This window comes from Arthrobacter sp. NPDC058130, assembly GCF_042884475.1.
Classification (GTDB): Bacteria; Actinomycetota; Actinomycetes; order Actinomycetales; family Micrococcaceae; genus Arthrobacter.
Genome location: NZ_JBHVTV010000003.1, coordinates 127,920 through 149,406, shown reverse-complemented (window position 1 = coordinate 149,406; position 21,487 = coordinate 127,920). Strand labels below are relative to the sequence as shown.

17 protein-coding genes and 1 pseudogene are annotated in these 21,487 nt (G+C 67.5%); 11 read left to right on the top strand and 7 right to left on the bottom strand.

The genetic code is table 11. The annotated features are described in order from the left end of the window. Nucleotides 1-26: 26 nt before the first annotated feature. Nucleotides 27-909, bottom strand: a pseudogene (locus tag ACFVTM_RS08335) (proteasome assembly chaperone family protein). Nucleotides 910-1,288: 379 nt separating this feature from the next. Between ACFVTM_RS08335 and ACFVTM_RS08330 the strand changes: the two are divergent. The 4 genes from ACFVTM_RS08330 to ACFVTM_RS08315 all read left to right on the top strand — a co-directional run bounded on the left by ACFVTM_RS08330 (nt 1,289) and on the right by ACFVTM_RS08315 (nt 6,879). Then, nucleotides 1,289-2,830, top strand: coding sequence for a leucyl aminopeptidase (locus ACFVTM_RS08330; protein ID WP_390202946.1), 1,542 nt, complete (start codon nt 1,289-1,291; stop codon nt 2,828-2,830). A gap of 269 nt (nt 2,831-3,099) precedes the next feature. Further along, nucleotides 3,100-4,485: a dihydrolipoyl dehydrogenase gene (gene lpdA / locus ACFVTM_RS08325; protein WP_018772391.1), complete on the top strand. Its 1,386-nt coding sequence runs from the start codon at nt 3,100-3,102 to the stop codon at nt 4,483-4,485. Between the two features lie 127 nt (nt 4,486-4,612). After that, nucleotides 4,613-6,361, top strand: a complete 1,749-nt coding sequence (gene sucB / locus ACFVTM_RS08320; RefSeq protein WP_390202945.1) for a 2-oxoglutarate dehydrogenase, E2 component, dihydrolipoamide succinyltransferase — start codon at nt 4,613-4,615, stop codon at nt 6,359-6,361. A 167-nt stretch (nt 6,362-6,528) separates the two neighbouring features. Beyond that, the gene (locus tag ACFVTM_RS08315) at nt 6,529-6,879 is read left to right on the top strand and encodes a hypothetical protein (RefSeq protein ID WP_223917119.1); all 351 of its coding nucleotides are present in this window, start codon (nt 6,529-6,531) and stop codon (nt 6,877-6,879) included. An 81-nt stretch (nt 6,880-6,960) separates the two neighbouring features. On the opposite strand, the gene ACFVTM_RS08310 is transcribed toward ACFVTM_RS08315, so the two are convergent. Next, entirely contained in the window at nt 6,961-7,344 is a 384-nt protein-coding gene (locus ACFVTM_RS08310) for a VOC family protein (protein ID WP_390202944.1), read from the bottom strand. Nucleotides 7,345-7,494: 150 nt separating this feature from the next. Between ACFVTM_RS08310 and ACFVTM_RS08305 the strand changes: the two genes are divergently transcribed. Continuing rightward, entirely contained in the window at nt 7,495-7,923 is a 429-nt protein-coding gene (locus ACFVTM_RS08305; protein ID WP_390202943.1) for an OsmC family protein, read from the top strand. An 89-nt stretch (nt 7,924-8,012) separates the two neighbouring features. Here the strand turns inward: ACFVTM_RS08305 and ACFVTM_RS08300 are convergent, their stop codons facing one another. Beyond that, the gene (locus tag ACFVTM_RS08300) at nt 8,013-11,633 is read right to left on the bottom strand and encodes a S41 family peptidase (RefSeq protein WP_390202942.1); all 3,621 of its coding nucleotides are present in this window, start codon (nt 11,631-11,633) and stop codon (nt 8,013-8,015) included. A gap of 74 nt (nt 11,634-11,707) precedes the next feature. Here ACFVTM_RS08300 and ACFVTM_RS08295 point away from each other — a divergent pair, with 74 nt between their 5' ends. Continuing rightward, the gene (locus ACFVTM_RS08295; RefSeq protein ID WP_390202941.1) at nt 11,708-12,601 is read left to right on the top strand and encodes a TIGR01777 family oxidoreductase; all 894 of its coding nucleotides are present in this window, start codon (nt 11,708-11,710) and stop codon (nt 12,599-12,601) included. On the opposite strand, the gene ACFVTM_RS08290 is transcribed toward ACFVTM_RS08295, so the two are convergent. Continuing rightward, nucleotides 12,598-14,604 carry a serine/threonine-protein kinase gene (locus tag ACFVTM_RS08290; protein ID WP_390202940.1) on the bottom strand — a complete coding sequence of 669 codons (2,007 nt, stop codon included), beginning with the start codon at nt 14,602-14,604 and terminating at the stop codon, nt 12,598-12,600. The two genes, ACFVTM_RS08295 and ACFVTM_RS08290, sit on opposite strands and share 4 nt — an antisense overlap. A 107-nt stretch (nt 14,605-14,711) precedes the next feature. Between ACFVTM_RS08290 and lipB the strand changes: the two genes are divergently transcribed. The 4 genes from lipB to ACFVTM_RS08270 all read left to right on the top strand — a co-directional run bounded on the left by lipB (nt 14,712) and on the right by ACFVTM_RS08270 (nt 17,756). Continuing rightward, nucleotides 14,712-15,380 carry a lipoyl(octanoyl) transferase LipB gene (lipB, locus tag ACFVTM_RS08285; protein ID WP_390202939.1) on the top strand — a complete coding sequence of 223 codons (669 nt, stop codon included), beginning with the start codon at nt 14,712-14,714 and terminating at the stop codon, nt 15,378-15,380. Beyond that, nucleotides 15,377-16,396: a lipoyl synthase gene (lipA, locus tag ACFVTM_RS08280; protein WP_390202938.1), complete on the top strand. Its 1,020-nt coding sequence runs from the start codon at nt 15,377-15,379 to the stop codon at nt 16,394-16,396. The genes lipB and lipA overlap by 4 nt, the downstream gene beginning before the upstream one ends. Nucleotides 16,397-16,486: 90 nt before the next feature. After that, nucleotides 16,487-17,248, top strand: coding sequence for a DUF4191 domain-containing protein (locus ACFVTM_RS08275; RefSeq protein ID WP_390202937.1), 762 nt, complete (start codon nt 16,487-16,489; stop codon nt 17,246-17,248). Between the two features lie 145 nt (nt 17,249-17,393). Beyond that, on the top strand, nt 17,394-17,756 hold the full coding sequence (locus tag ACFVTM_RS08270) for a DUF3817 domain-containing protein (RefSeq protein ID WP_390202936.1): 363 nt from the start codon (nt 17,394-17,396) through the stop codon (nt 17,754-17,756). Between the two features lie 395 nt (nt 17,757-18,151). Here ACFVTM_RS08270 and ACFVTM_RS08265 read toward each other — a convergent pair whose 3' ends face one another. Then, nucleotides 18,152-18,589 (bottom strand): RDD family protein, encoded by a 438-nt coding sequence (locus ACFVTM_RS08265; RefSeq protein WP_390202935.1) that lies wholly within the window; start codon nt 18,587-18,589, stop codon nt 18,152-18,154. A 283-nt stretch (nt 18,590-18,872) separates the two neighbouring features. Between ACFVTM_RS08265 and glnA the strand changes: the two genes are divergently transcribed. Further along, complete coding sequence (glnA, locus tag ACFVTM_RS08260) at nt 18,873-20,297, top strand: type I glutamate--ammonia ligase (RefSeq protein WP_223985745.1); 1,425 nt, start codon at nt 18,873-18,875, stop codon at nt 20,295-20,297. A gap of 143 nt (nt 20,298-20,440) precedes the next feature. On the opposite strand, the gene ACFVTM_RS08255 is transcribed toward glnA, so the two are convergent. Both ACFVTM_RS08255 and ACFVTM_RS08250 read right to left on the bottom strand, forming a co-directional pair. Then, nucleotides 20,441-20,956 carry a GNAT family N-acetyltransferase gene (locus ACFVTM_RS08255; protein ID WP_390202934.1) on the bottom strand — a complete coding sequence of 172 codons (516 nt, stop codon included), beginning with the start codon at nt 20,954-20,956 and terminating at the stop codon, nt 20,441-20,443. 49 nt (nt 20,957-21,005) lie between these two features. Beyond that, nucleotides 21,006-21,404 carry a VOC family protein gene (locus tag ACFVTM_RS08250; protein ID WP_390202933.1) on the bottom strand — a complete coding sequence of 133 codons (399 nt, stop codon included), beginning with the start codon at nt 21,402-21,404 and terminating at the stop codon, nt 21,006-21,008. Nucleotides 21,405-21,487 lie beyond the last annotated feature (83 nt).

The following is a 21,487-nucleotide window of genomic DNA, read 5'->3' as shown; positions in this document are numbered from 1 at the left end:
TATGCCCGGTCCATCATAAATAGTATTTATTCGCCGTGATCTTTACGGGCCAGGTACGCCTCCACGGCGGCGCCCAGGGCATCGGCGTTGGGGATCTGGTCGTTCTCGTCTGCCAGCAGCGACCGCCGGACCGTCCCCTCGGCCTTTTCGTCGTACCGGGTCTCCAGCCGTGAAACCACCTGCTGGACTTCCTCGGAGGCCTCGATCTGCTCGGCAATCTGCCGGCCCACCTCGCGGCCGGCTTCGCGCAGTCGGTCGGTCGGCAGCATCAGGGATGTTGCCGCGCCCAGGTACTCAAGGCCTGCCACGGCGGCTGTGGGGTACTCGGCTTCGGCCAGGTAGTGCGGCACGTGGATCACATAGCCGGCAACGTTCCGGCCCGCCTCCGTCAGCCGCAGCTCCAGGATATGGCCCACGGCAGCCGGAACCTCCACTGTGGGCTTCCATACGGAGATTCCCTCGATCAGCTCGGGCCGGTTGCCGTGCACGGTCACACCGACCGGCCGGGTGTGGGGCACGGGCATCGGGATCGAATGGATCCAGGTGACGAGGTTGACGTCGAGCTCGTCGACAATGCCGACGACGGCGCGCGCGAAGCGCTCCCATTGCAGGTCCGGCTCGAACCCGGCAAGGAGCAGGAACGGGCTGCCCAGCCCGTCGACCAGGCGGTACAGGGCCAGGCTGGGGGCCTGGTAGTCCTGCAGGTGGTCTTCGACAAAGCTGATCTGCGGGCGCCGGGACCGGTAGTCGATCAGCGGTGATCTGCCGGACCACGTGGCCGGCGTCGGCGAAGCCGGTGAACCCCATGACGAGGTTGAGTCCGTGCAGTTCGGTGCTGGAGAACAGCGCGTCATCACGGATGTAGAGCGACCGGGGATCCAGCAAAGAGCCGGAAATCCGTTCAATCACGGCGTGTTCCTTTCACGATGGCGGCGGTGGAAAAGCGGGGCGCGGCCCGTCGTCCGGTTGGTCAAGCAATTTCCGCACAGTCAGGCAGTTCCTGCCGCGCGGGCCAGTCCCAGACGGGATCACCGCACGGCAGCGCCGCTATCTGTACAACGCCCAGGCACCCGGGCTAATTCCTGCCCGGGGTGTGCTCCAGCTCTCATTCGATTGAATTTCCGGACTGCCAAGAGACTACGATCGGACATGGCCCCAGGGCTTGTTTTACAGACACCGGGTTGTGTCCCAGACCGACGGCGCCCCCGGGATCAGTGGCAGGGCGCCAAACATGCAGTTCCTGCCGAATATCACCGAGAACCATCACAGAGAATTGAGGACTGTCCTCGTGGTCAAGAATAGTGAAGTCAAACTTAGTGCAGTCGCAGGGGATTTGAAGAAGTCCCCCAGCGACGCCCTCGTCATCGGCGTCGGACAGGGTCCCGACGGCCCCGTCCTGCTCGACAATCCGCTGACGGCCAAGGCCGCGGAGGCCCTGGCGGAATCACTGAGCGTTCTTGGCATCACCGGCGCGGCCGACCAGGCCCACCGCCTGCCCGGCCTGCCTGAAGCCGGCGCCACTATCCTGCTCCTCGCCGGCGTCGGAAAGCTGCCGGTGAATAAGGACTCAGCGAAGCAGCCGCTCTCCGAGGAGGCCCTGCGCCGCGCAGCCGGTTCGGCCGTCCGCCAGCTGGCCGGCGTCAGCACCGTAACCCTGGCATTTCCGACGACGACCCTCGCCGAGGTGGCGGCCGTCGCCGAAGGCGCCGCGATGGGCGCCTACTCCTACACCGAGTTCCGCTCCTCCCGGGACGGGCTGAAGGACCCCGTCAAGAACGTCGTTATCCGCACCGACTTCGCCACGGACAAGGCGCTCCAGCCGGTCCTGAACCGGGCGTCCCTGATCGGCACGGCCGTCAACGCGACCCGCACGCTCGTGAACCAGCCCCCGAGCCACCTCTACCCCGAGTCCTTCGCCGACGCCGCCAAGGAACTGTCCAAGGGCCTGCCCGTCAAGGTCACGGTCTGGGACGAGAAGCGCCTCGAGAAGGAGGGCTTCGGCGGCATCCTCGGCGTCGGCAAGGGCTCCACCCGCCAGCCGCGGCTCGTGAAGGTCGAGTACACCCCGGCGAAGGCCACAGCCAAGATCGCCCTCGTGGGCAAGGGCATCACCTTCGACACGGGCGGCATCTCCATCAAGCCGGCCCTGGGCATGGGCGACATGAAGAGCGACATGGCGGGCGCCGCCGTCGTCCTTAACACCGTCCTGGCCCTGGCGGGCCTGGGGCTGCCCGTCAAGGCAACCGCGTGGCTCTGCATCGCCGAAAACATGCCCTCCGGCGCCGCCCAGCGTCCGGCCGATGTCCTGACGATGTTCGGCGGCAAGACTGTCGAGGTCCTCAACACCGACGCCGAGGGCCGCCTGGTCATGGCCGACGGCATCGTCGCCGCCAGCCAGGAGTTCCCGGACGCCATCATCGACGTCGCAACCCTCACCGGCGCCCAGCTGATCGCCCTGGGCGACCGCACCGCCGGCGTCATGGGCTCCGAGTCCCTTACCGGCGCCATCAAGGCCGCCGCGGACCGGGCGGGCGAGCTTGTGTGGCCGATGCCGCTGCCGGAAGAACTCCGCGCAAGCCTGGATTCACAGGTCGCGGACATCGCCAACATCGGCGAACGCCACGGCGGCATGATGACCGCGGCCGTGTTCCTGCGCGAGTTCGTGGGCAAGGGCAAGGACGGCGAACAGATCCCGTGGGCCCACATCGACATCGCCGGCCCGTCGTTCAACAACGGCAGCCCCTACGGCTACAACCACAAACAGGGCACGGGCTGCACTGTCCGCACCCTGGTGGCCTACGTCGAGGACGTCCTCGCCAAGACGGCCTAGCCGCACAGCGGTCCAGGCTTACGCGCGCTTTGTGACCGGGGCTGTGATGCCCCGGCCACAAAGCCGCGTGACACTGGACACAAGCGCTCCACAAACGCCTTGGCAAGGTGGAGCATGTATTAGTGGTTCGCTAAGGTGAACTGCGGTAGACCCAAATGAAGTAGTCACAAATGAAAGGGAACCGGCCCGCTGGCATAATCACGGCAGGCAAGTTCCAAGACCAGATGATGCGTACTCTCGTGTCATCGTTCACGCGAGGGAGCGTTTTAGTGGCCGATCAGGCAACTGCGCAAGAATTCGACATCCTGGTACTCGGCGGCGGCAGCGGCGGCTACGCCACCGCGCTGCGTGCTGTCCAGCTCGGCCTCACCGTCGGCCTCATCGAAAAGGGCAAGCTCGGCGGCACGTGCCTCCACAACGGCTGTATCCCCACCAAGGCACTGCTGCACTCTGCAGAACTGGCCGACCACGCCCGCGACTCGGCCAAGTACGGCGTCAACGTGACCCTCGACAGCATCGACATCACCGCTGTCAACGCCTACAAGGACGGCATCATTGCCGGCAAGTTCAAGGGCCTGCAGGGCCTGATCAAGGGCAAGAAGGGCATCACCGTCATTGAGGGTGAAGGCAAGCTCCAGGGCACCGACACCGTCGTCGTGAACGGCACCGCGTACAAGGGCAAGAACATTGTCCTCGCGACCGGCTCGTACTCCCGCACCCTCCCGGGCCTGGAAATCGGCGGCAAGGTCATCACCTCCGACGAAGCCCTCACCATGGATTACATCCCCAAGAGCGCGATCATCCTGGGCGGCGGCGTGATCGGCGTCGAGTTCGCCTCGGTCTGGAAGTCCTTCGGGGTCGACGTCACCATCGTCGAAGGCCTCCCGTCGCTGGTTCCCAATGAGGACGCCACGATCGTCAAGGCCTTTGAGCGCGCCTTCAAGAAGCGCGGCATCAAGTTCTCCACCGGCGTCTTCTTCCAGGGCGTCGAGCAGAACGACGACGGCGTCAAGGTCACCCTGGTGGACGGCAAGACCTTCGAAGCCGACCTCCTGCTCGTCGCCGTTGGCCGCGGGCCCGTCACGGCGAACCTCGGCTACGAGGAGGCCGGGATCACGATCGACCGCGGCTTCGTCATCACCAACGAGCGCCTGCACACCGGCGTCGGCAACATCTTCGCCGTCGGCGACATCGTTCCGGGTGTCCAGCTGGCGCACCGCGGCTACCAGCAGGGCATCTTCGTCGCCGAAGAAATCGCCGGCCTGAAGCCCGTGATCGTTGAGGACGTCAACATCCCCAAGGTCACCTACTCTGAACCCGAAATCGCCACCGTCGGCTACAGCGAGAAGGCCGCCAAGGAGAAGTTCGGCGAGGACCAGATCCAGACCCAGGAATACAACCTTGCCGGCAACGGCAAGAGCTCCATCCTGGGCACCAGCGGCCTGGTCAAGCTGGTCCGCCAGAAGGACGGCCCCGTGGTCGGCGTCCACATGATCGGCGCCCGCATGGGCGAGCAGATCGGTGAAGCCCAGCTGATCGTGAACTGGGAAGCCTATCCGGAGGACGTGGCCCAGCTGGTCCACGCCCACCCCACCCAGAACGAATCCCTGGGCGAGGCGCACCTGGCGCTGGCCGGCAAGCCGCTCCACGGCTAAGCACCACCGCCCGCACCACCGCAAGAACTCAGAGTTTGGTGCACCCGGCCGGAAAAGCCGGGTGCACTAAGCTCGACCAAGGCAGCAATCATCCGCACTAAAGATCAATAAGGAGAACGGGGACGATATGTCTGAATCCGTTAACTTGCCCGCCCTCGGTGAGAGCGTCACCGAAGGAACCGTCACCCGCTGGCTCAAGCAGGTCGGTGACCGGGTAGAGGTGGACGAGCCGCTGCTCGAAGTCTCCACCGACAAAGTAGACACTGAGATCCCCTCTCCGATCGCCGGCGTGATTGAGGAAATCCTCGTCGCCGAAGATGAGACCGCAGAAGTTGGCGCACCGCTGGTGCGCATCGGCTCCGGCGACGCCGCCCCGGCCGCCGCAGGGGCACCCGCCGCCGCGCCTGCCGAAGAGGCACCTGCAGCAGCCCCGGCCGCCGAAGAGGCACCGGCCCCCCAGGCCGAAGCCCCCGCCGCACCGGCTGCTGAGGCACCTGCCGCGGCTCCGGCCGGCGAGGGCCACGACGTCACGCTGCCGGCCCTGGGTGAAAGCGTCACCGAAGGCACCGTCACCCGCTGGCTGAAGAGCGTCGGCGACACCGTGGAGGTCGACGAGCCGCTGCTCGAGGTCTCCACCGACAAGGTCGACACCGAAATCCCGTCCCCGGTCGCTGGAACCCTGCTGGAAATCCGCGTCAACGAGGACGAAACCGCCGAGGTCGGCTCTGTCCTGGCCGTCATCGGTTCCGGCGCTGCAGCCCCCGCCGCCCCGGCACCGGCAGCAGCACCCGCACCGGCTCCGGAAGCCCCGAAGCAGGAAGCTCCGGCAGCCCCCGCGCCGGCAGCAGCTCCCGCCGCCCCGGCTCCCGCAGCACCCGCCCCGGCGCCGGCAGCAGCACCGGCCGCCCCTGCCGCTCCGGCAGCTCCCGCGCCGGCGGCAGCAGCCGCCGCCCCGGCAGAGTCCGGCTACGTCACTCCCCTGGTCCGCAAGCTGGCCAACCAGCAGGGCGTTGACATCGCTGCCGTGACCGGCACCGGCGTCGGCGGCCGCATCCGCAAGCAGGACGTCATCGCAGCTGCCGAGGCAAAGGCCGCACCGGCCGCTGCCGCACCGGCGGCAGGCGCTCCGGCTCCCGCCGCAGCTGCGTCCTCCCTGCGCGGCACCGTCCAGAAGGCCCCGCGCATCCGCCAGGTCATCGCCCGCCGCATGCGCGAGTCCCTGGACATCTCCACCCAGCTGACGCAGGTCCACGAGGTCGACATGACCAAGGTGGCCAAGCTGCGCGCCAAGGCCAAGAACTCCTTCCAGGCCCAGAACGGCTCCAAGCTGACCTTCCTGCCCTTCATCGCCAAGGCTGTCGCCGAAGCCCTGAAGCAGCACCCGAAGGTCAACGCCTCCTACGACGAGGACAAGCAGGAGATCACATACCACAACGCCGAGCACCTGGCGATTGCCGTGGACACCGACAAGGGCCTCCTGGTCCCGGTCATCTCCGACGCCGGCAACCTGAACCTCGCCGGCCTGGCCGGCAAGATCGCCGACGTCGCGGACCGCACCCGCAACGGCAAGATCGGCCCGGACGAGCTCTCCGGCGGAACCTTCAGCATCACCAACATCGGTTCCGTGGGCGCCCTCTTCGACACCCCGATCATCAACCAGCCGCAGGTTGCCATCCTCGGCACGGGCGCGATCGTCAAGCGCGCCGTGGTGGTCTCTGATGAGAACGGCGATGACTCGCTGGCCATCCGCTCCATGATGTATCTCTCCCTGACGTACGACCACCGCCTGGTGGACGGCGCCGACGCGGGACGCTTCCTGCAGACGCTGAAGGCACGCCTCGAAGCGGGCGCGTTCGAGGCAGACCTGGGCCTCTAGGCCCCGGCGCAAAGGCTCGACCCACACCGACGGCGACGGCGGTGCGGGACCGGTGGACAGCCACCAGTCTCCGCACCGCCGTCGCCGTTTTGCTGGGCCCGCACTCTGAACTTGGCCCCCGGCGGGTCCTACTACGCTGCGTAGAATTCTCTGGCTAGACTGTCCACATGAAAATCGCCATCGACATCTTGGTCTTCCTGCACATCCTGGGCGCTGCCGCAATCGTCGGTGGCTGGTTCGCCACCTTCAAGAAGCCCACTGTCCTGCCGGTGCAACTCTATGGTGCCATTGCGCAACTGGTGACCGGTCTGGCGCTTGTAGGGATCTTGGGTGCCACCCACGAACCGGTCAACTACGTCAAGATCGCCGTCAAATTGCTGATCGCAATCGTTGTTCTCGTTGCCGCTGTGATCGGGTACCGGAAGGCTGCTTCCGGCGCTGCCGTCCCCAAGGGCTTGGCACACGCGGTGGGCGGAATGGCACTGATCAACATCGCAGTCGCCACGCTCTGGAACTAATTCCGGACGACACTTCCGATAGTGGCGCCGCACCCCCGTCCGGGGTGCGGCGCCGTCGTCGTTAAGCGGCTGGCCGGCCCGTCAGTCGCCGGCGATGCAGAACTCATTGCCCTCGGGATCCTGCATGACGTCCCAATGGAAATCGCCTATGTCGTTGCCCTCCACGAATGCGGCGCCCAGGGCCTCGGCGTGGGCGCGCAGCGCTGAGGGGTCGGACCCGTGGATGTCCAGGTGCAGGCGGCGCCTGCCCTCCGTGGGCTGCCCGACCTGCTGGAAGGCCAGCTGCGGGGCTCCGGGGCCGGCCGGGTGGAGCCAGACGAACTGGTCGAAGCGAGCGGAGACCGAGGTGCCCAGCAGCGCGGCCCAGAACTGGGCCAGGCGTTCGGCGTCGACGGCGTTGACCATGATCGTGGCGATGCGCGCTGAGTGCGCCGCGGGCGCGTGCGCATCTTCGGTGATTTCCATGACGACACTGTACGGATGGACCGCTCCCGGGTCACAATCCTCTGACAGCGGAACCCCCGTGCGGCGGCCGCACAGAATCCCTAGGATTGATCACGGCAGGATCCGGCACCTGGCCGGATCGCTGATTCACATCGACGTCGAGGAGTGGACATGGCAACAACACGCACCGCACACACTGTATGGAATGGCGACCTGATGACAGGCGCCGGCAACACCAACCTGGACAGCTCCGGGCTGGGCAACTTCGACGTCACCTGGAAGGCGCGCGCCGAAGCCGCCGAAGGCAAGACCAGCCCCGAGGAGCTCATCGCGGCGGCACACTCCGCCTGCTTCTCCATGGCCTTCAGCAACGGTCTGGCCCAGGCTGGCTTCACGCCCGAGGAAATCAACACCAAGGCAGATGTGACGTTCCAGCCCGGCACCGGGATCACCGGCAGCCACCTCACCGTCGTGGCGCGGGTCCCCGGCATTTCCGCGGACGACTTCCAGCGCTTGGCCGGGGAAGCCAAGGTCGGTTGCCCTGTCTCCGCCGCCCTGACCGGCATCGAGATCACCCTGGACGCCACCCTGGCCTCCTAGCTCCGTCCGCAATACGGAAAAGGCCCCCGTCTCCCTGGAATGTCCAGGAAGGCGGGGGCCTTCGCCTTGGGTGCCGCGTCGTCGCGCGTCTAGGCCTGGCCGGCCGGCTGGCGCTTGGGCAGCGGTGCTGGCCGGACCCTGCGGTAACCCTCGCGCAGCGGCGGGCGGTCCGTGGGCAGTTCCTGGATCATTTCCTTCAGCGCCCCGATTCCGTACTCCAGTTGCGGGTCAGTCCCGGCGGCGTACGCGTGCGGCGGGAATATCACCTCGATGTCCGGGGTGACGCCGAAGTTCTCCACACCCCAGCCAACGCCGCCGGAGAACCAGGTGGCGTAGCGCGGCTGGGTGACGCCGGTGCCGTCGGCCAGGGCGAAGCGGTTGTCGATCCCGACGACGCCGCCCCAGGTACGCGTGCCGATGACGGGCCCGATCCCCCGCAGCTTGGAAACCTGCGTGATGATGTCGCCATCGGAACCGGCGAACTCGTCCGTGAGGATGATGACGGGTCCACGGGGTGCGTGGTGCGGGTACGTCCGCGGCTTCTCCCCGCGCGGCATGCTCCAGCCGGTGACCTTGCGTCCGATGAGCTCGGCCACGAGCTGTGAGGTGTGGCCGCCGCGGTTGCGCCGGACGTCGACGATCAGCCCGTCCAGGGCCGTCTCGGTATCGAGGTCGCGGTGGAGCTGGGCCCAGCCGTTGGCCATCATGTCCGGGATGTGCAGGTAGCCGAACGTCCCGTTCGAGGCTTCCCGGACGGTCCGGCGGTTCCCGGCGACCCATTCCTGGTAGCGCAGGCGCTCCTCGTCCTTGACCGGGACCACAGCCACGCGGCGCTGGGCGCCAGCGGCCGCGCCGTGTCCGGCACCGTTGCGCAGGGTCAGTTCCACGGCGCGGCCGGCCGCCCCGACGAGCTCCATGGCCGGGGTCCGGGATTCGGTGAGTTCGACGCCGTCGATCGCCAGCAGGACGTCGCCGGGCTTGGCGTCGGCGCCGGGCCGGGTCAACGGCGAGGTGGCCAGCGGGTCGGAGGACTCTCCGGCGAGGATGCGGGTGATTTCCCAGCCCTCGCCGGTGAACTCCAGATCCGCGCCGAGGCGCCCCTGGGGGCTGCTGCCGTTCTCGGCGACGACCATGGGGCGGACATAGGCGTGGGAGGTGCCCAGCTCGCCGTGCAGCTCCCACAGCAGGTCCACCAGGTCGTCGTGGGAGCCGAGGCGCTCCACCACCGGACGGTAGCGGGCGTGGACGGACTCCCAGTCCTGGCCGGCCATGTCCTCGGTCCAGAAGAAGTCGCGCTGGAGCCGCCATGCCTCGTCGAAGGCCTGCCCCCACACACTGAGCGGGTCCAGCTGCACCCGGATGCGGCCAAGGTCCACCTTGACGAGCTGACCGGAGTCCTCGTCGGCCTTGGCACCGGCGGGTGCCACCCGGATCTGCTTGTCCTGGATGAAGACGATCTTTTCTCCGTCGCCGGAGAGCCGGTAGCTGTCCAGGGCCTCCACGATCGTGGACGAGCGGCGCTTGGCCAGGTCGTAACGGACCAGGCTCGGCGCGGCGCCCTTGTCCTCGAGGCTTGCCCGGCCTTCGCCGGTGGTGCCGGAGAGTTCACTGTCGAGCCACAGCAAGGCCCCGACGGCGGCGGTGAGGGACGAGTAGTTGCCCTGCGGCACCGGGACCCCGATGACGCGGTGGGCCAGGCCGTCGGCATCGACCCGCACCGTAGGCACGGGCTTCGCGGCGGACTGTGCCCCGGATGCGGATCCTTCCACGGCGGTCGCGGCTCCGGCTGCGTCCGAATCTGCGCCCGCCTGCAGGTCTACGCTCGGGCCAAAGGGCGACGGGGTGTCCGCGGCGAGGGCGACGAGGTAAGGCTTGATCGGGCTCGGGAAGGACAGGTCGAAGGAGTGGCCGTCGTAGACCGGATCGAAACTGCGGTTGGAGAGGAAGGCGAGGTATTTGCCATCCGGGGTGAATGAGGGTGATTCGTCGCGGAACCGGCCGTCGGTGACATCGATGATCGCCGCGCCCGCACCGCCGTCGATCCTGGTGATCCGGAGACGGCTGCGTGAGCCGAAGGACGTGACCGGCTCGGACCAGCCGAGCCAGGCGGAGTCCGGGGACCAGCTGAATCCTTCAATGCTGCCTTCGCCGATGCTGCTCAGCAGCGACATCGTGCCCGCGCGGGTGTCGGCAAGGTAGATGTCACCGAAGGACGTGCCGACGGCGAGCCAGCGCCCGTCGGGGCTGGCTTCGATGGCGCTGGCCCGGCTGGGCTTGGGGAAGTCGATCCGGGTGACCTCACTGGCTGCAGGCGCCGCGTGCACGGCGGTGCCCGGACCGGCCACGGTCTGGTGGCCGGCGCCGGCTGTCTCATGACCAGCCGTGGCCGGCACGGCGGCTGTGACGGGGCCGGACACGGGGCTGGTTGCCGGGGCGGGCGCTGATCCTGAACCGGTTGATCCTGAGCCTGTCAGTGCGGCGGCGGACACCGGCCTCGGCAGGGGCACGCCGGCGTTTTCGGACTGCCCTGTGGACTGCGCTGTGGACTGCAGGCTGGCCGGTGCCGCGGACTGCCCTGCGGACTGTGGAGCCTCCCAGGCCGTACCAGCTGCGCCGGCCAGCGGCGCCGCAATGGCTTTCACGTACAGGGCCTCGACGCCGTCGTGGTCGGCCACATAGGCGATCCGGGCCTCGCCGAACGGGCGGGGCAGCCGTGCCCGGACGCCCGGGGCGGCTTCGAGGACACGGGAAGGGCCGTCCTTGTGCCGCAGCCAGTGGACTGTTCCATGGGCTTCGACGGCGCTGGAGGTGCCCGTGTGGTCCGGGACCACGTCGCCGAGGTGCCGTGAGGGCTTCAGCGGGGCCGGGCGGCGTGCTTGCGAGGCGGACCCCAGCGAGATATCGAGTTTGACGGCCTCCGCGTCGAGGCTGGCCAGCAGCCAGAGCTCGCCGGCCGATTCGAAGATAATGCGTTCCCCGTCGGTGGCGGCGTGGCGGACATAGAAGTCCTCGTGGTCCGTGTGGCGCCGCAGGTCGCTGCCGTTGGGCAGGACGGAATAGAGGTTTCCATAGCCCTCGTGGTCGGACAGGAACGCGATCCGTCCCTTCACCCACAGCGGGTCCGTCAGGTTTCCGTCCAGCCCGGCCGCGAGCCGCTCGAATTCGCCGTTTCCGTCGGCGTCGATCCACAGCTTGCCGGCGGCGCCGCCGCGGTAGCGCTTCCACCAGGCCGGCTCACGCGACAGGACGCTCGCGAGCACCACGGGGCGTTCGTCGCCGACGACGGGACCGAAGGCCACCGATTCGACCGGGCCGAAGGGCAGCTCCTGCGCCCAGCCACCGGTCACCGGGAGGCTGTAGGCGTGGGTGTGACGGCTGTCTGACTGGCGGAACGCGCTGGTGACCAGGACGTCGCCGTCGGGCGTGAAGCCCTTGACCCGGGTGGAGCTGTGGCCGAAGTAGCTCAGCTGGCGGTAGCCGCCGCCGTCGACGTCGGCGGTGACGACTTCCGGGGCCGTTCCCTGGACGACCGTCCAGACCAGGCGCTTGCCGTCGGGGGTGAAGCGGGGGTTGCGGGCCGGCAACTGCAGGGAGGAAACGCGCCATGCGCGCCCCCCGCCCACGGGTGCAATCCAGACGTCGTCCTCGGCCACGAAGGTGACCAAATCGCCGTGGACATGCGGGAAGCGGAAGTAACTCGAGGGGGTCATCGTTCGATCATAGCGACAACGGCCCGTGCGGCCCGGGAGGTTTCGCGGCCGTGCCGGGCATGGTGAGATGGATCATGCGAATCCTCATTGCCGGGGCCTCCGGGCTGATCGGAACTGCCCTTTCCAGCGCACTGCGCAGCGAAGGGCACGACGTCGTGGCCCTGGTCCGGCGTGCCCCCGCATCACCGGCCGAGTTCCAGTGGGATCCGGCCGCCGGCCGGATTGACGAGACCGCGCTGAAGGGCGCGGACGCCGTGGTCAACCTCTCCGGCGCCGGCATCGGCGACCGGCCCTGGACCCGGGCACGTGTCAACGAACTCCGCAGCTCCCGGCTGGGTGCGACGCAGACCCTGACAGCGGCGATGGCCCGGCAGGACACGCCGCCTGCGGTGTTCCTGAGCCAGTCGGCCTCCGGTTATTACGGCAGCGCCGGCGCTGCTGTTCTTCGTGAGAACGCGCCCGCCGGCAACGGCACCCTGGCCCGGATTTGTGTCGACTGGGAGGCCGCGGCGCATGAGGCGCCTGAGGGGGTCCGCGTGGTCACGCCCCGCACCGGGGTGGTCCTGAGCCGCTCGGGTGGCGCACTGGGCCGGTTGTTGCCGCTGCTGCGTCTGGGCGTTGGCGGCCCGCTGGGCAACGGCAGGCAATACTGGCCGTGGATCACCTTGCCGGATGTGGGCCGCGCCTTTTCCTTCCTCCTTGCCTCGCCCCTGTCCGGCCCGGTCAACGTCTGTGCCCCCGAAACTGCGGACGTGAACTCACTGATCGCGCAGCTGGCCGGGGCGCTCCATCGGCCGGCAGTGCTGCGGGTGCCCGCACCGGTGCTGCGGCTGGTCATGGGAAAGCTCGCCGAAGAGCTGCTGCTCGCGAGCCAGCGGTTGGAACCGGCAGTGCTGGCCGACAACGGCTTCGCCTGGCAGCACGCGTCGCTCCGCCAGGCCGCGGCGTGGGTGGCCGGAAGCGACTAACCCGAGGCCGGATCCCCGGCGAGGATCTGCGCAATCCTCCACCGTCCGTCAATGCTCGCCAGGACAAGTCGCAGCCTGGTCTCCTCCCCGGCGGGGACCTCAGCCACCACGTGACCGGCAGCATCGCGTTCCTGGTAGGGCGAGGCCACGGCGCTGACGTCCACCACGGTCCGGTCCGGCCCGCCGTCGGCAATAGTCTGCACACGGGCCAACGTGGTCTCGAAGCCGGCAAGGACATGTCCGGCCGCCGCCAGCCGCGCGCCGATCCTGGCATCCGCGTCCGCCGCGGCCGACGCAGGAACGTTCACCTGCTCCAGCAGGCGCACATCCCCGGTGCTGAAGGCCAGTGAGCGGAGCGAGGCCAGTCCCCGGACCGCTTCGCCCGGGTCTGCGGACTCCAGGCTGTCCCGCAGCTCGCGCGGGATGCCGGCAACGCCCGGCGCTGACGCGGGCGGCGCTCCGGCTGCCGCCGCGGGCGGTGGTGCGGCGAACAGCTCCGGGATGCCATTTCCCGGATGCAACCGCGCCGCGCCGAGCCCGGCGAGCAGTGTCACCGCTATTGCGGCGCCGACCCAGCGTTTCCGGCGACGCCGGCGGCGCCCTGCCTCGAAAGTGCCGGGGCGCATGCCGGGTGCCGAGTCGTGACGGGCCTTGCGATTGGCGCCAGGCCTGGACACGTGATCCGTGGGCGGCCTGGTTTCGGTCCGGCTCCGCTGCCGGATGTCCTCCCCGGCGGGCTGCACCGTACTGTCCCCGAGGCTGGGCCAATAGTTGGGGCCGGCACCGGACCCGGCGATAGGCTCGGCGTCCGGCCCGCGGACGCGTCCGCTGTCCGCGCCCGGATCGCGGTGCGAGCCCGGGCCGGAACCAGCGGCAGCGTGCCGTGCGGTCCCGCCGGCTGCAGCGTGCCTCGCCGTTGCGGCAGGGGTCCTGGTATGCGCCCCCGGCGGCGCCGCGACGGGTGCCGGCCCGGCTGCACGTTCCTGCAGGGGCGCCTGGCTCACCAGGGGCCGGCGAAGCCATCGGCGGAACCAGTGGGCCCGTCGCTCCCGGGCGCTGCGGGGCAAGGCGCGGCGGGTCAACAATTGCGGAGCCACACTCGCATCGGCAGTGACCGAAAGGTCCACGGGCTCCGCCACGGTGCTGCGATAGACCGCCGCGGCAAATTCGGCGGCCGAGGGCCTTTTTCGCCGGTCCTCGTCGAGTCCGGCTTCCAGCGCGGCAGCCAGCGCCGGGGGCACGTCGGGCACCAGGAGCGGCAGCGGCGGACGCCCGGCGCCCGCGGCTGGCGTCCTGCCGGTCAGGCAATACCAGCCGAGCGCCGCCAGCGAATAGATGTCACGCTCCGGCTGGAGGCCCGCCCTGACGGCATCCACCGGCGCCGGATCGGAGAACCCCTCCGTCCCGGCGATGCGGTCCGACCCGTTGTCGGCCACCATCCGCGCTACACCCAGATCGGCCAGCAGCGGTTTACCGTGCGCCGTGAACAGTACGTTGCCGGGCGAGACGTCGCCGTGGGTGAAACCATGCGAATGCAGGTACTGAAGGGCCTGGGCAATGGGCGTCAGGACCGTCACCGTCTCGCCCGCCCCCAGCCGTCCGCGGCCCGCAACCACGTCAGCGACCGATCCCCCGGGGGCATAGTCCAGCACCAGCCCCAGGGCTTTCGTCCCATCCAGCCCCGACTGCCGATCGCCAACGCGCAGCACCGTGTGGGCCCGGAGTAGGTGGTCATGATCCAGCACCGAGAGGATCCGGACCTCCCGGCGCATGGCGTCTTCGGTTTCGCGGTACGCGGTTCCGCTAACCTCTCCACCTGCCTCTCCGGCTGACTCCCCTGCGGTGTCAGCCCCGGCGTCGAAGCACTTGAGGGCGAAATCGCGTCCTGTCCGCCGTTCTGTCACCAGCCACACGACGGCTGTGCCCCCGCGCCCCAGCAGGCGTCCGACGTCGTAACCGGGAACCTCGGGGGCGGCGCCACCCGGGTCAGGGAGATCTTCCATACCCAAGGAATAGCCGATCCAGCGAAATCGTGCAGAAGTTATCCACAGGCATGAGAGCTTAAGCACACAAACGGGCTGAGGATGCGGCGGGGTCTAAGCTTGATGCCATGACTCTTGAGTTCAAACAGCTGGGTCTCGCCCCGGACTTCATCGATTACACCCGCGGCTGGGACATCCAGCGCGAATTGCATGAGAAAGTCCTCGCGGGCACCGCGCCCAGCACCGTACTGCTGCTCGAACACTCAGCGGTCTATACCGCGGGCAAGCGCACCGAAGACCACGAACGGCCCTTCGACGGAACTCCCGTCGTGGCGGTGGACCGTGGCGGCAAGCTCACGTGGCACGGCCCGGGCCAGCTCATCGGCTACCCGATCATCAAGCTGAAGAACAAGGCCGGCATCCGCGACTATGTGGAGCGCCTGGAAGCCGTGATCATTGCTGTCCTGGCGGACTACGGCATCGATGCCGTACGGATCAAGGGCCGTGCAGGCGTCTGGATCGAGCAGGACGAGAAGGGCCCGGACCGCAAGATCGCGGCCATCGGCATCCGCGTCAACGAGGGCGTCACCATGCACGGCTTCGCGATCAACTGCAACAACGATCTGGCCCCCTACGGCCAGATTATTGCCTGCGGCATCAGCGACGCCGGCGTCACCACCATCGCCCAGGAACTTGGCAGGGACGTCACCCCGGCGGACCTCGTTTCGCGGATCACCGAAGAACTGCGCAACAATGAACAAGCCCTAGTTGCAACCCCAGAAGGAGCTCTACTGTGACACTGGCACCAGAAGGCCGGAAGATGCTGCGCATTGAGCAGCGAAACGCGGCCACACCGGTGGAACGTAAGCCGGAATGGATCAAGGCCAAGGTCCAGATGGGCCCCGAGTTCGTCCAGCTCAAGAACCTCGTGAAGAAGGAGGGCCTCCACACGGTGTGTGAGGAGGCCGGCTGCCCGAACATCTTCGAATGCTGGGAAGACAAGGAAGCGACGTTCCTGATCGGCGGCTCCGAATGCACCCGGCGCTGCGACTTCTGCCAGATCGACACCGGCAAGCCCTCCCCGGTGGACATGTTCGAGCCCACCAAGGTGGCCCGCTCGGTCCAGGCCATGGCCCTGCGCTACGCCACCGTGACCGGCGTGGCCCGCGACGACCTCGCCGATGAGGGCGTCTGGCTCTACGCCGAGACGGTCCGCAAGATCCACGAACTGAACCCGGGCACCGGCGTCGAACTGCTCATCCCGGACTTCTCCGGCAAGCCCGAACACATCGCGGCGATCTGCGACTCCCGGCCCGAGGTCTTCGCCCACAACGTCGAGACCGTGCCCCGGATCTTCAAGCGGATCCGCCCGGCGTTCCGCTACGACCGCTCCCTGGACGTCATCAGCCAAGGCCGCAAGCTCGGCATGGTCACCAAGTCCAACCTGATCCTGGGCATGGGCGAGACCCGCGAGGAAATCTCCGAGGCCCTCCGGGACCTGCACGAGGCCGGCTGCGACCTGATCACCATCACCCAGTACCTCCGCCCCTCCGAACGGCACCTGCCGGTGGACCGCTGGGTCAAGCCGCAGGAATTCGTGGACCTGCAAAACGAGGCGGACGAGATCGGCTTCCTCGGCGTCATGTCCGGGCCGCTGGTCCGCTCCTCCTACCGCGCCGGCCGGCTCTGGGCCACCGCGATGCGCAAGAAGGGCCGGGAAATCCCCGCCGAACTCGCCCACATCGCCGACGGCATCCAGGACTCCGGAACCACCCGCCAGGAAGCCAGCTCCCTGCTCGCGGCGCATTCCTGAATCCCGTTCGAACACGCTTCCAGCCAAGGGCCGGCACCGGAGTAATCTGGTGCCGGCCCTTGGCCGTCCATCACGTAGAATTAAGGAACTATGGCGAATTCCCCTGATCCCAGCAACTCCAGCCCGGCTTCCGATGCTCCGAAGCGCGGTCTTTTCTCCCGTAAGCCCAAGGAAGCAAAGGCCAAGAAGCCGAGCCGGCTGAAGCAGATCGGCGAGGTCTTCCAGATGACGCGCCGCCACGATCCCATGGTTCCGTGGCTCATGTTGCTGGCATTCCTGGGCGTTGTCGCCGTCAGCTTCCTGATCGGCTTCCTGCTGGATAACTGGATCACTGGCCTGATCATCGGCATCCCGCTGGGCGTCCTGGCGGCGACCCTGATCCTCTCCCGCCGCGCTGAGCGCGCCGCGTTCGCTCAGATCGAGGACCAGCCGGGCGCCTCAGGTGCCGCACTGGGCACGCTCAAGCGCGGCTGGATCACCGAAGACCAGCCCGTTGCCGTGAACCCCCGCACGCAGGACGCCGTCTTCCGCGCCATCGGCCGTCCCGGCGTCGTGCTCGTCAGCGAGGGCCCCAGCACCCGGGTCAAGCCGCTGGTCGACGCCGAGCGCAAGCGTCTTGCACGTATCCTCCCCAACGTCACCATCCACGTGATCGAAAGCGGCCGCGGCGAGGGCCAGGTGCCGCTGAGCCAGATCGCCCGGAAGATGAACAAACTCAAGGGCGAACTGACCAAGACCGAGGTCAGCGCGGTGTCCAAGCGTATTTCCTCGCTCGGCGGCCGCCTGCCCATCCCGAAGGGCATCGATCCCTACAAGGCCCGCCCGGACCGCAAGGCGGCCCGCGGCCGCTAGGCCCTGCCAGCACTTCAGTACCGCCAGTTACACAGAATCGCCCCGGTTCACGGCCGCATCAGGCCGCCAGCCGGGGCGATTCCATTACTGCCCGACGTCGGCCCGGCCCACGCACGCCGGAGTCCCGGAACCAGGAGACACCAGCATGACATTGCCATCCAACGCCACCATGATCCGCATCTTCCGCGGACTCGCGATCGCCGAAGCATTCAGCTGGGCCGCACTGCTGATCGGCATGGTGCTCAAATGGGTGACCCGGACGACGGAACTGGGCGTGGAGATAGCCGGCCCGATCCATGGCGCATTCTTCATCGGCTACGCGGTCACGGCACTGAGCCTGTGGGCGATGCTTCGCTGGCCGTTCCGGGTTGCCCTGCTCTCAGGCCTGTCCGCCGTCTTTCCCTTTGCGACCGTCTGGTTTGAACGCTGGGCCGGGCGCCGGGGCCACCTCACGGTTAGAGCAGGTGAGGATGCCTCCACGCCGGCTCAGGAGACTGCGGGCGTCTAGACACCTGTTCCGGATTGGGGCTTCCAGGTAGGAGTGCCATGCCTGTGGCCTCACGGTTGCCGGTGGGCGGTACGGCCGAGTTCCGGCTGGACTGGCACGTCCACTGGACGCAAATGGCCGCCAACCGAGGAAGGTTAGCGGCCATCCGTGGCAAACGGACGCGGGCTCGCCGCGTCCTGACACCTGGCGCGTCCATTGGACGCAAATGGCCGCTAACGGAGGAAGGCTAGCGGCCATCCGAGGCAAACGGACGAGGGCTCGCCGCGTCCTGACACCTGGCGCGTCCATTGGACGCAAATGGCCGCCAACCGAGGAAGGTTAGCGGCCATCCGTGGCAAACGGACGCGTCCTGCACGGCCTTCGGAGGTGGGCTCCGCCGCTGGGCACCGAAACACCTACATCCGGACCAGGACGGTATTCATTGCCTTGTCGTGGAGGCCGCGCTGGTCCGGGTCGAAGATGACGGCCGGGATCACGAGGCACAGCAGTAGGGTGCGCACCAGGGCAGCGAGCGGGCCCGCGGGGCCGCCGCCCAGCCGGACCACGTGGATGCCCACGATCCTGTGGCCGATGCTGTAGCCGAGGGTGCCGATCAGCAGGATCTGCTCGATGGCAAACACGCCAAGGGTGGCCCAGGAATCGCCGGCGAAGGCGAAATTGCTGATCAGCAGCGCGATGGCCCAGTCAATGCAGATAGCCAGGATGCGCCGGCCGGCACGGGCAATCGATCCGGGGCCGGCCTCGGGAAGTCCGAGCCGCTCCCCCGGGTACCTGGAGATGCCGGATGTGTCCGGCCCGGTGAGCCATGAACCGATGTCTTTGCGATCAACCACACTCCAATGTTATCGGCTCTGGCCCGTCCACAGTGTGGGCGGTAGTGTGTCACACTGTGGACCGTATAGGTCACAGTGTGGACCGGCGGCTAGCGTTTACGTGTCAGGGCATTCTGTAACCTGCCCGAAACAATGCGGACACTGCTGGGAAATCCCATGTCCTTAGGGTGGTAACAGTTGCTAGCGACTGCGAAGCGGGGGAGTTTTTGTGCCTTCCCCGCTGTTGGACTGCGCTGGACCAATGTGCCTGACGGCCAGATCTTTCATATGCGTAAGGAGCATAATGTTCAAGACTGCGGACGAAGTCCTCAAGTTCATCAAGGACGAAGACATCAAATTCGTCGATATCCGCTTCACCGATCTTCCTGGCGTTCAGCAGCACTTCAACGTGCCGGCCAAGAGTGTTGACGCCGACTTCTTCGTCAACGGCCAGCTTTTCGACGGCTCTTCGATCCGCGGCTTCCAGGGCATCGCCGAGTCTGACATGCAGCTCATCCCGGATGTGACCACGGCATTCATCGACACGTTCCGCATGGAGAAGACCCTTGCGCTGAACTTCTCGATCGTGAACCCGCGCACCGGCGATCCCTACCACCGCGACCCCCGCGGCGTGGCCGAGAAGGCCGAAGCGTACCTCGCCTCCACCGGCATCGCGGACACCGCGTTCTTCGCCCCCGAGGCCGAATTCTTCGTCTTCGACAACGTCCAGTACCAGTCCTCCCCGCAGGGCAGCTTCTACAAGATCGACTCCGAGGAAGCACACTGGAACACCGGCCGCGAGGAAGAGGGCGGAAACCTCGGCTACAAGACCCCCGTCAAGGGCGGTTACTTCCCGGTCTCCCCCACCGACAAGCAGGCCGACCTGCGCGACGCCATGTGTGTTGCCCTGGACGAGGCCGGCCTTGAGGTCGAGCGCAGCCACCACGAAGTCGGCTCCGCCGGCCAGGCTGAAATCAACTACAAGTTCACCACCCTGACCCACGCGGCTGATGACCTGCAGAAGTTCAAGTACGTCATCAAGAACACCGCCGACGCCTGGGGCAAGTCAGTGACGTTCATGCCGAAGCCGGTCTTCGGTGACAACGGCTCGGGCATGCACTGCCACCAGTCGCTGTGGACCGGTGGCGAGCCGCTGTTCTACGACGAGAAGGGCTACGCCGGCCTGTCCGACACCGCCCGCTGGTACATCGGTGGCCTGCTGAAGCACTCCTCCGCCGTCCTGGCCTTCACCAACCCGACGGTGAACTCCTACCGCCGCCTGGTCAAGGGCTTCGAAGCTCCGGTCAACATGGTCTACTCGCAGGGCAACCGCTCCGCCGGTATCCGTATCCCGATCACGGGCTCCAACCCGAAGGCCAAGCGCATCGAGTTCCGCGCGCCGGACCCGTCCTCCAACCCGTACCTGGCGTTCGCCGCCCAGCTGATGGCCGGCATTGACGGCATCCGCAACCGGATCGAACCCCCGGCTCCGATCGACAAGGATCTCTACGAGCTCCCGGCCGAAGAAGCCAAGGACATCCCCAAGGCTCCGGGCACGCTCGAGGAGGCCCTGGAGGCACTGGCCGAGGACAACGAGTTCCTGCAGGCCGGCGGCGTCTTCACCCAGGACCTGATCGACACCTGGATCGAGTACAAGTACGAGAACGAGATCCGTCCGCTCTCCCTGCGCCCGAACCCGTACGAGTTCGAGCTGTACTACGGCGTCTAGCCAGACCACTGGGCTAAACCAGCTTTAGCCCGCAAAGAGTCCGCACGGGCTGCCAGCGCTTCGGCAACGGCAGCACGTGCGGACTCTTTTTGTCTTAGGGCAAACACGTACGGCCGGCCCAAGGACGCCAATCTGAGGTCTGGTCAGAATGCCCGGTACATGATCCGTTGCGGGCCGGCGTCGCCGCCTTCGTAGGGGCCGCGGTCCTCGAATCCGGCCTTGCGGTAGGCGGCCAGGCCGCCGGGGTTCAGTTCGTTGACGGAGAGTACGACGCCGGACTGGCCAGTGCCCTGGCCCGCCGTCAGTTTGGCTGCCTCCCGCACTGCGGCGTCCGCGGCAAGCGTGCCGAGGCCTTTGCCCTGCTGCTGCCGGTCGATCAGGAAGCCCCGCAGGAGCCAGGCGGAGCCGTCGTCGGGCCAGCCGGCAAGGGTGGCCGCTCCGGACTGGAGTGTCAGCACGCCGACGGCGGTCCCGTTCTCATCCACGGCGAACGGGAACCGGGACTCTTCTTCGAGCGCGATCAGCATCATCCGCAATGGCTCGCCGACGAACCTCTGCTGCCCCTCGCCGAGCTCCAGGAGGGCGATTTCCCCCAGCTTGATGGCCCGGGCGTCGCCGTCGAGGTTCTTCAAGGGCAGCAGCCAAACATGTCCAGACATGTAGCCAGCGTACCCGCGCGGACGGCGCCTCCCGTCCAGCGGAAGGGGGCTAGAGCGCGGCGTCCTTGGGCGGGCCGGCCGGGTCCATCCAGAAGACTTCCCAGAGGTGGCCGTCCGGGTCCTGGAAGCTGTGGGTGTACATGAAGCCGTAGTCCTGGGCTTCCTCCGAGGCGGTGCCCCCGGAGGTGAGGGCGGTGCGGATGACCTCGTCCACGGCTTCCCGGCTTTCCAGCGAGAAGGACATGATGGCCTCTGCCGTGTCGGCCGTGGCGGCGACGGACTTCGAGGTGAACGTCTTGAAGTAGGACTCGACCAGCAACATCACGTACGCGCCGTCGTTGACGATCATGCAGGTGGCGTTCTCATCGGTGAAGTCGGGGTTGAAGGTAAATCCCAACGCTGTGAAGAACTCAACAGTCGTATCGAGATTCCGGACGGGGAGGTTCACAAACAGTTGCCTGGCCATCCGCCCAAGGTAGCACCGCCCGGCAGCACGTGTCAGTAGGCCACGTCAGTGGCCAGCCGGCCGCC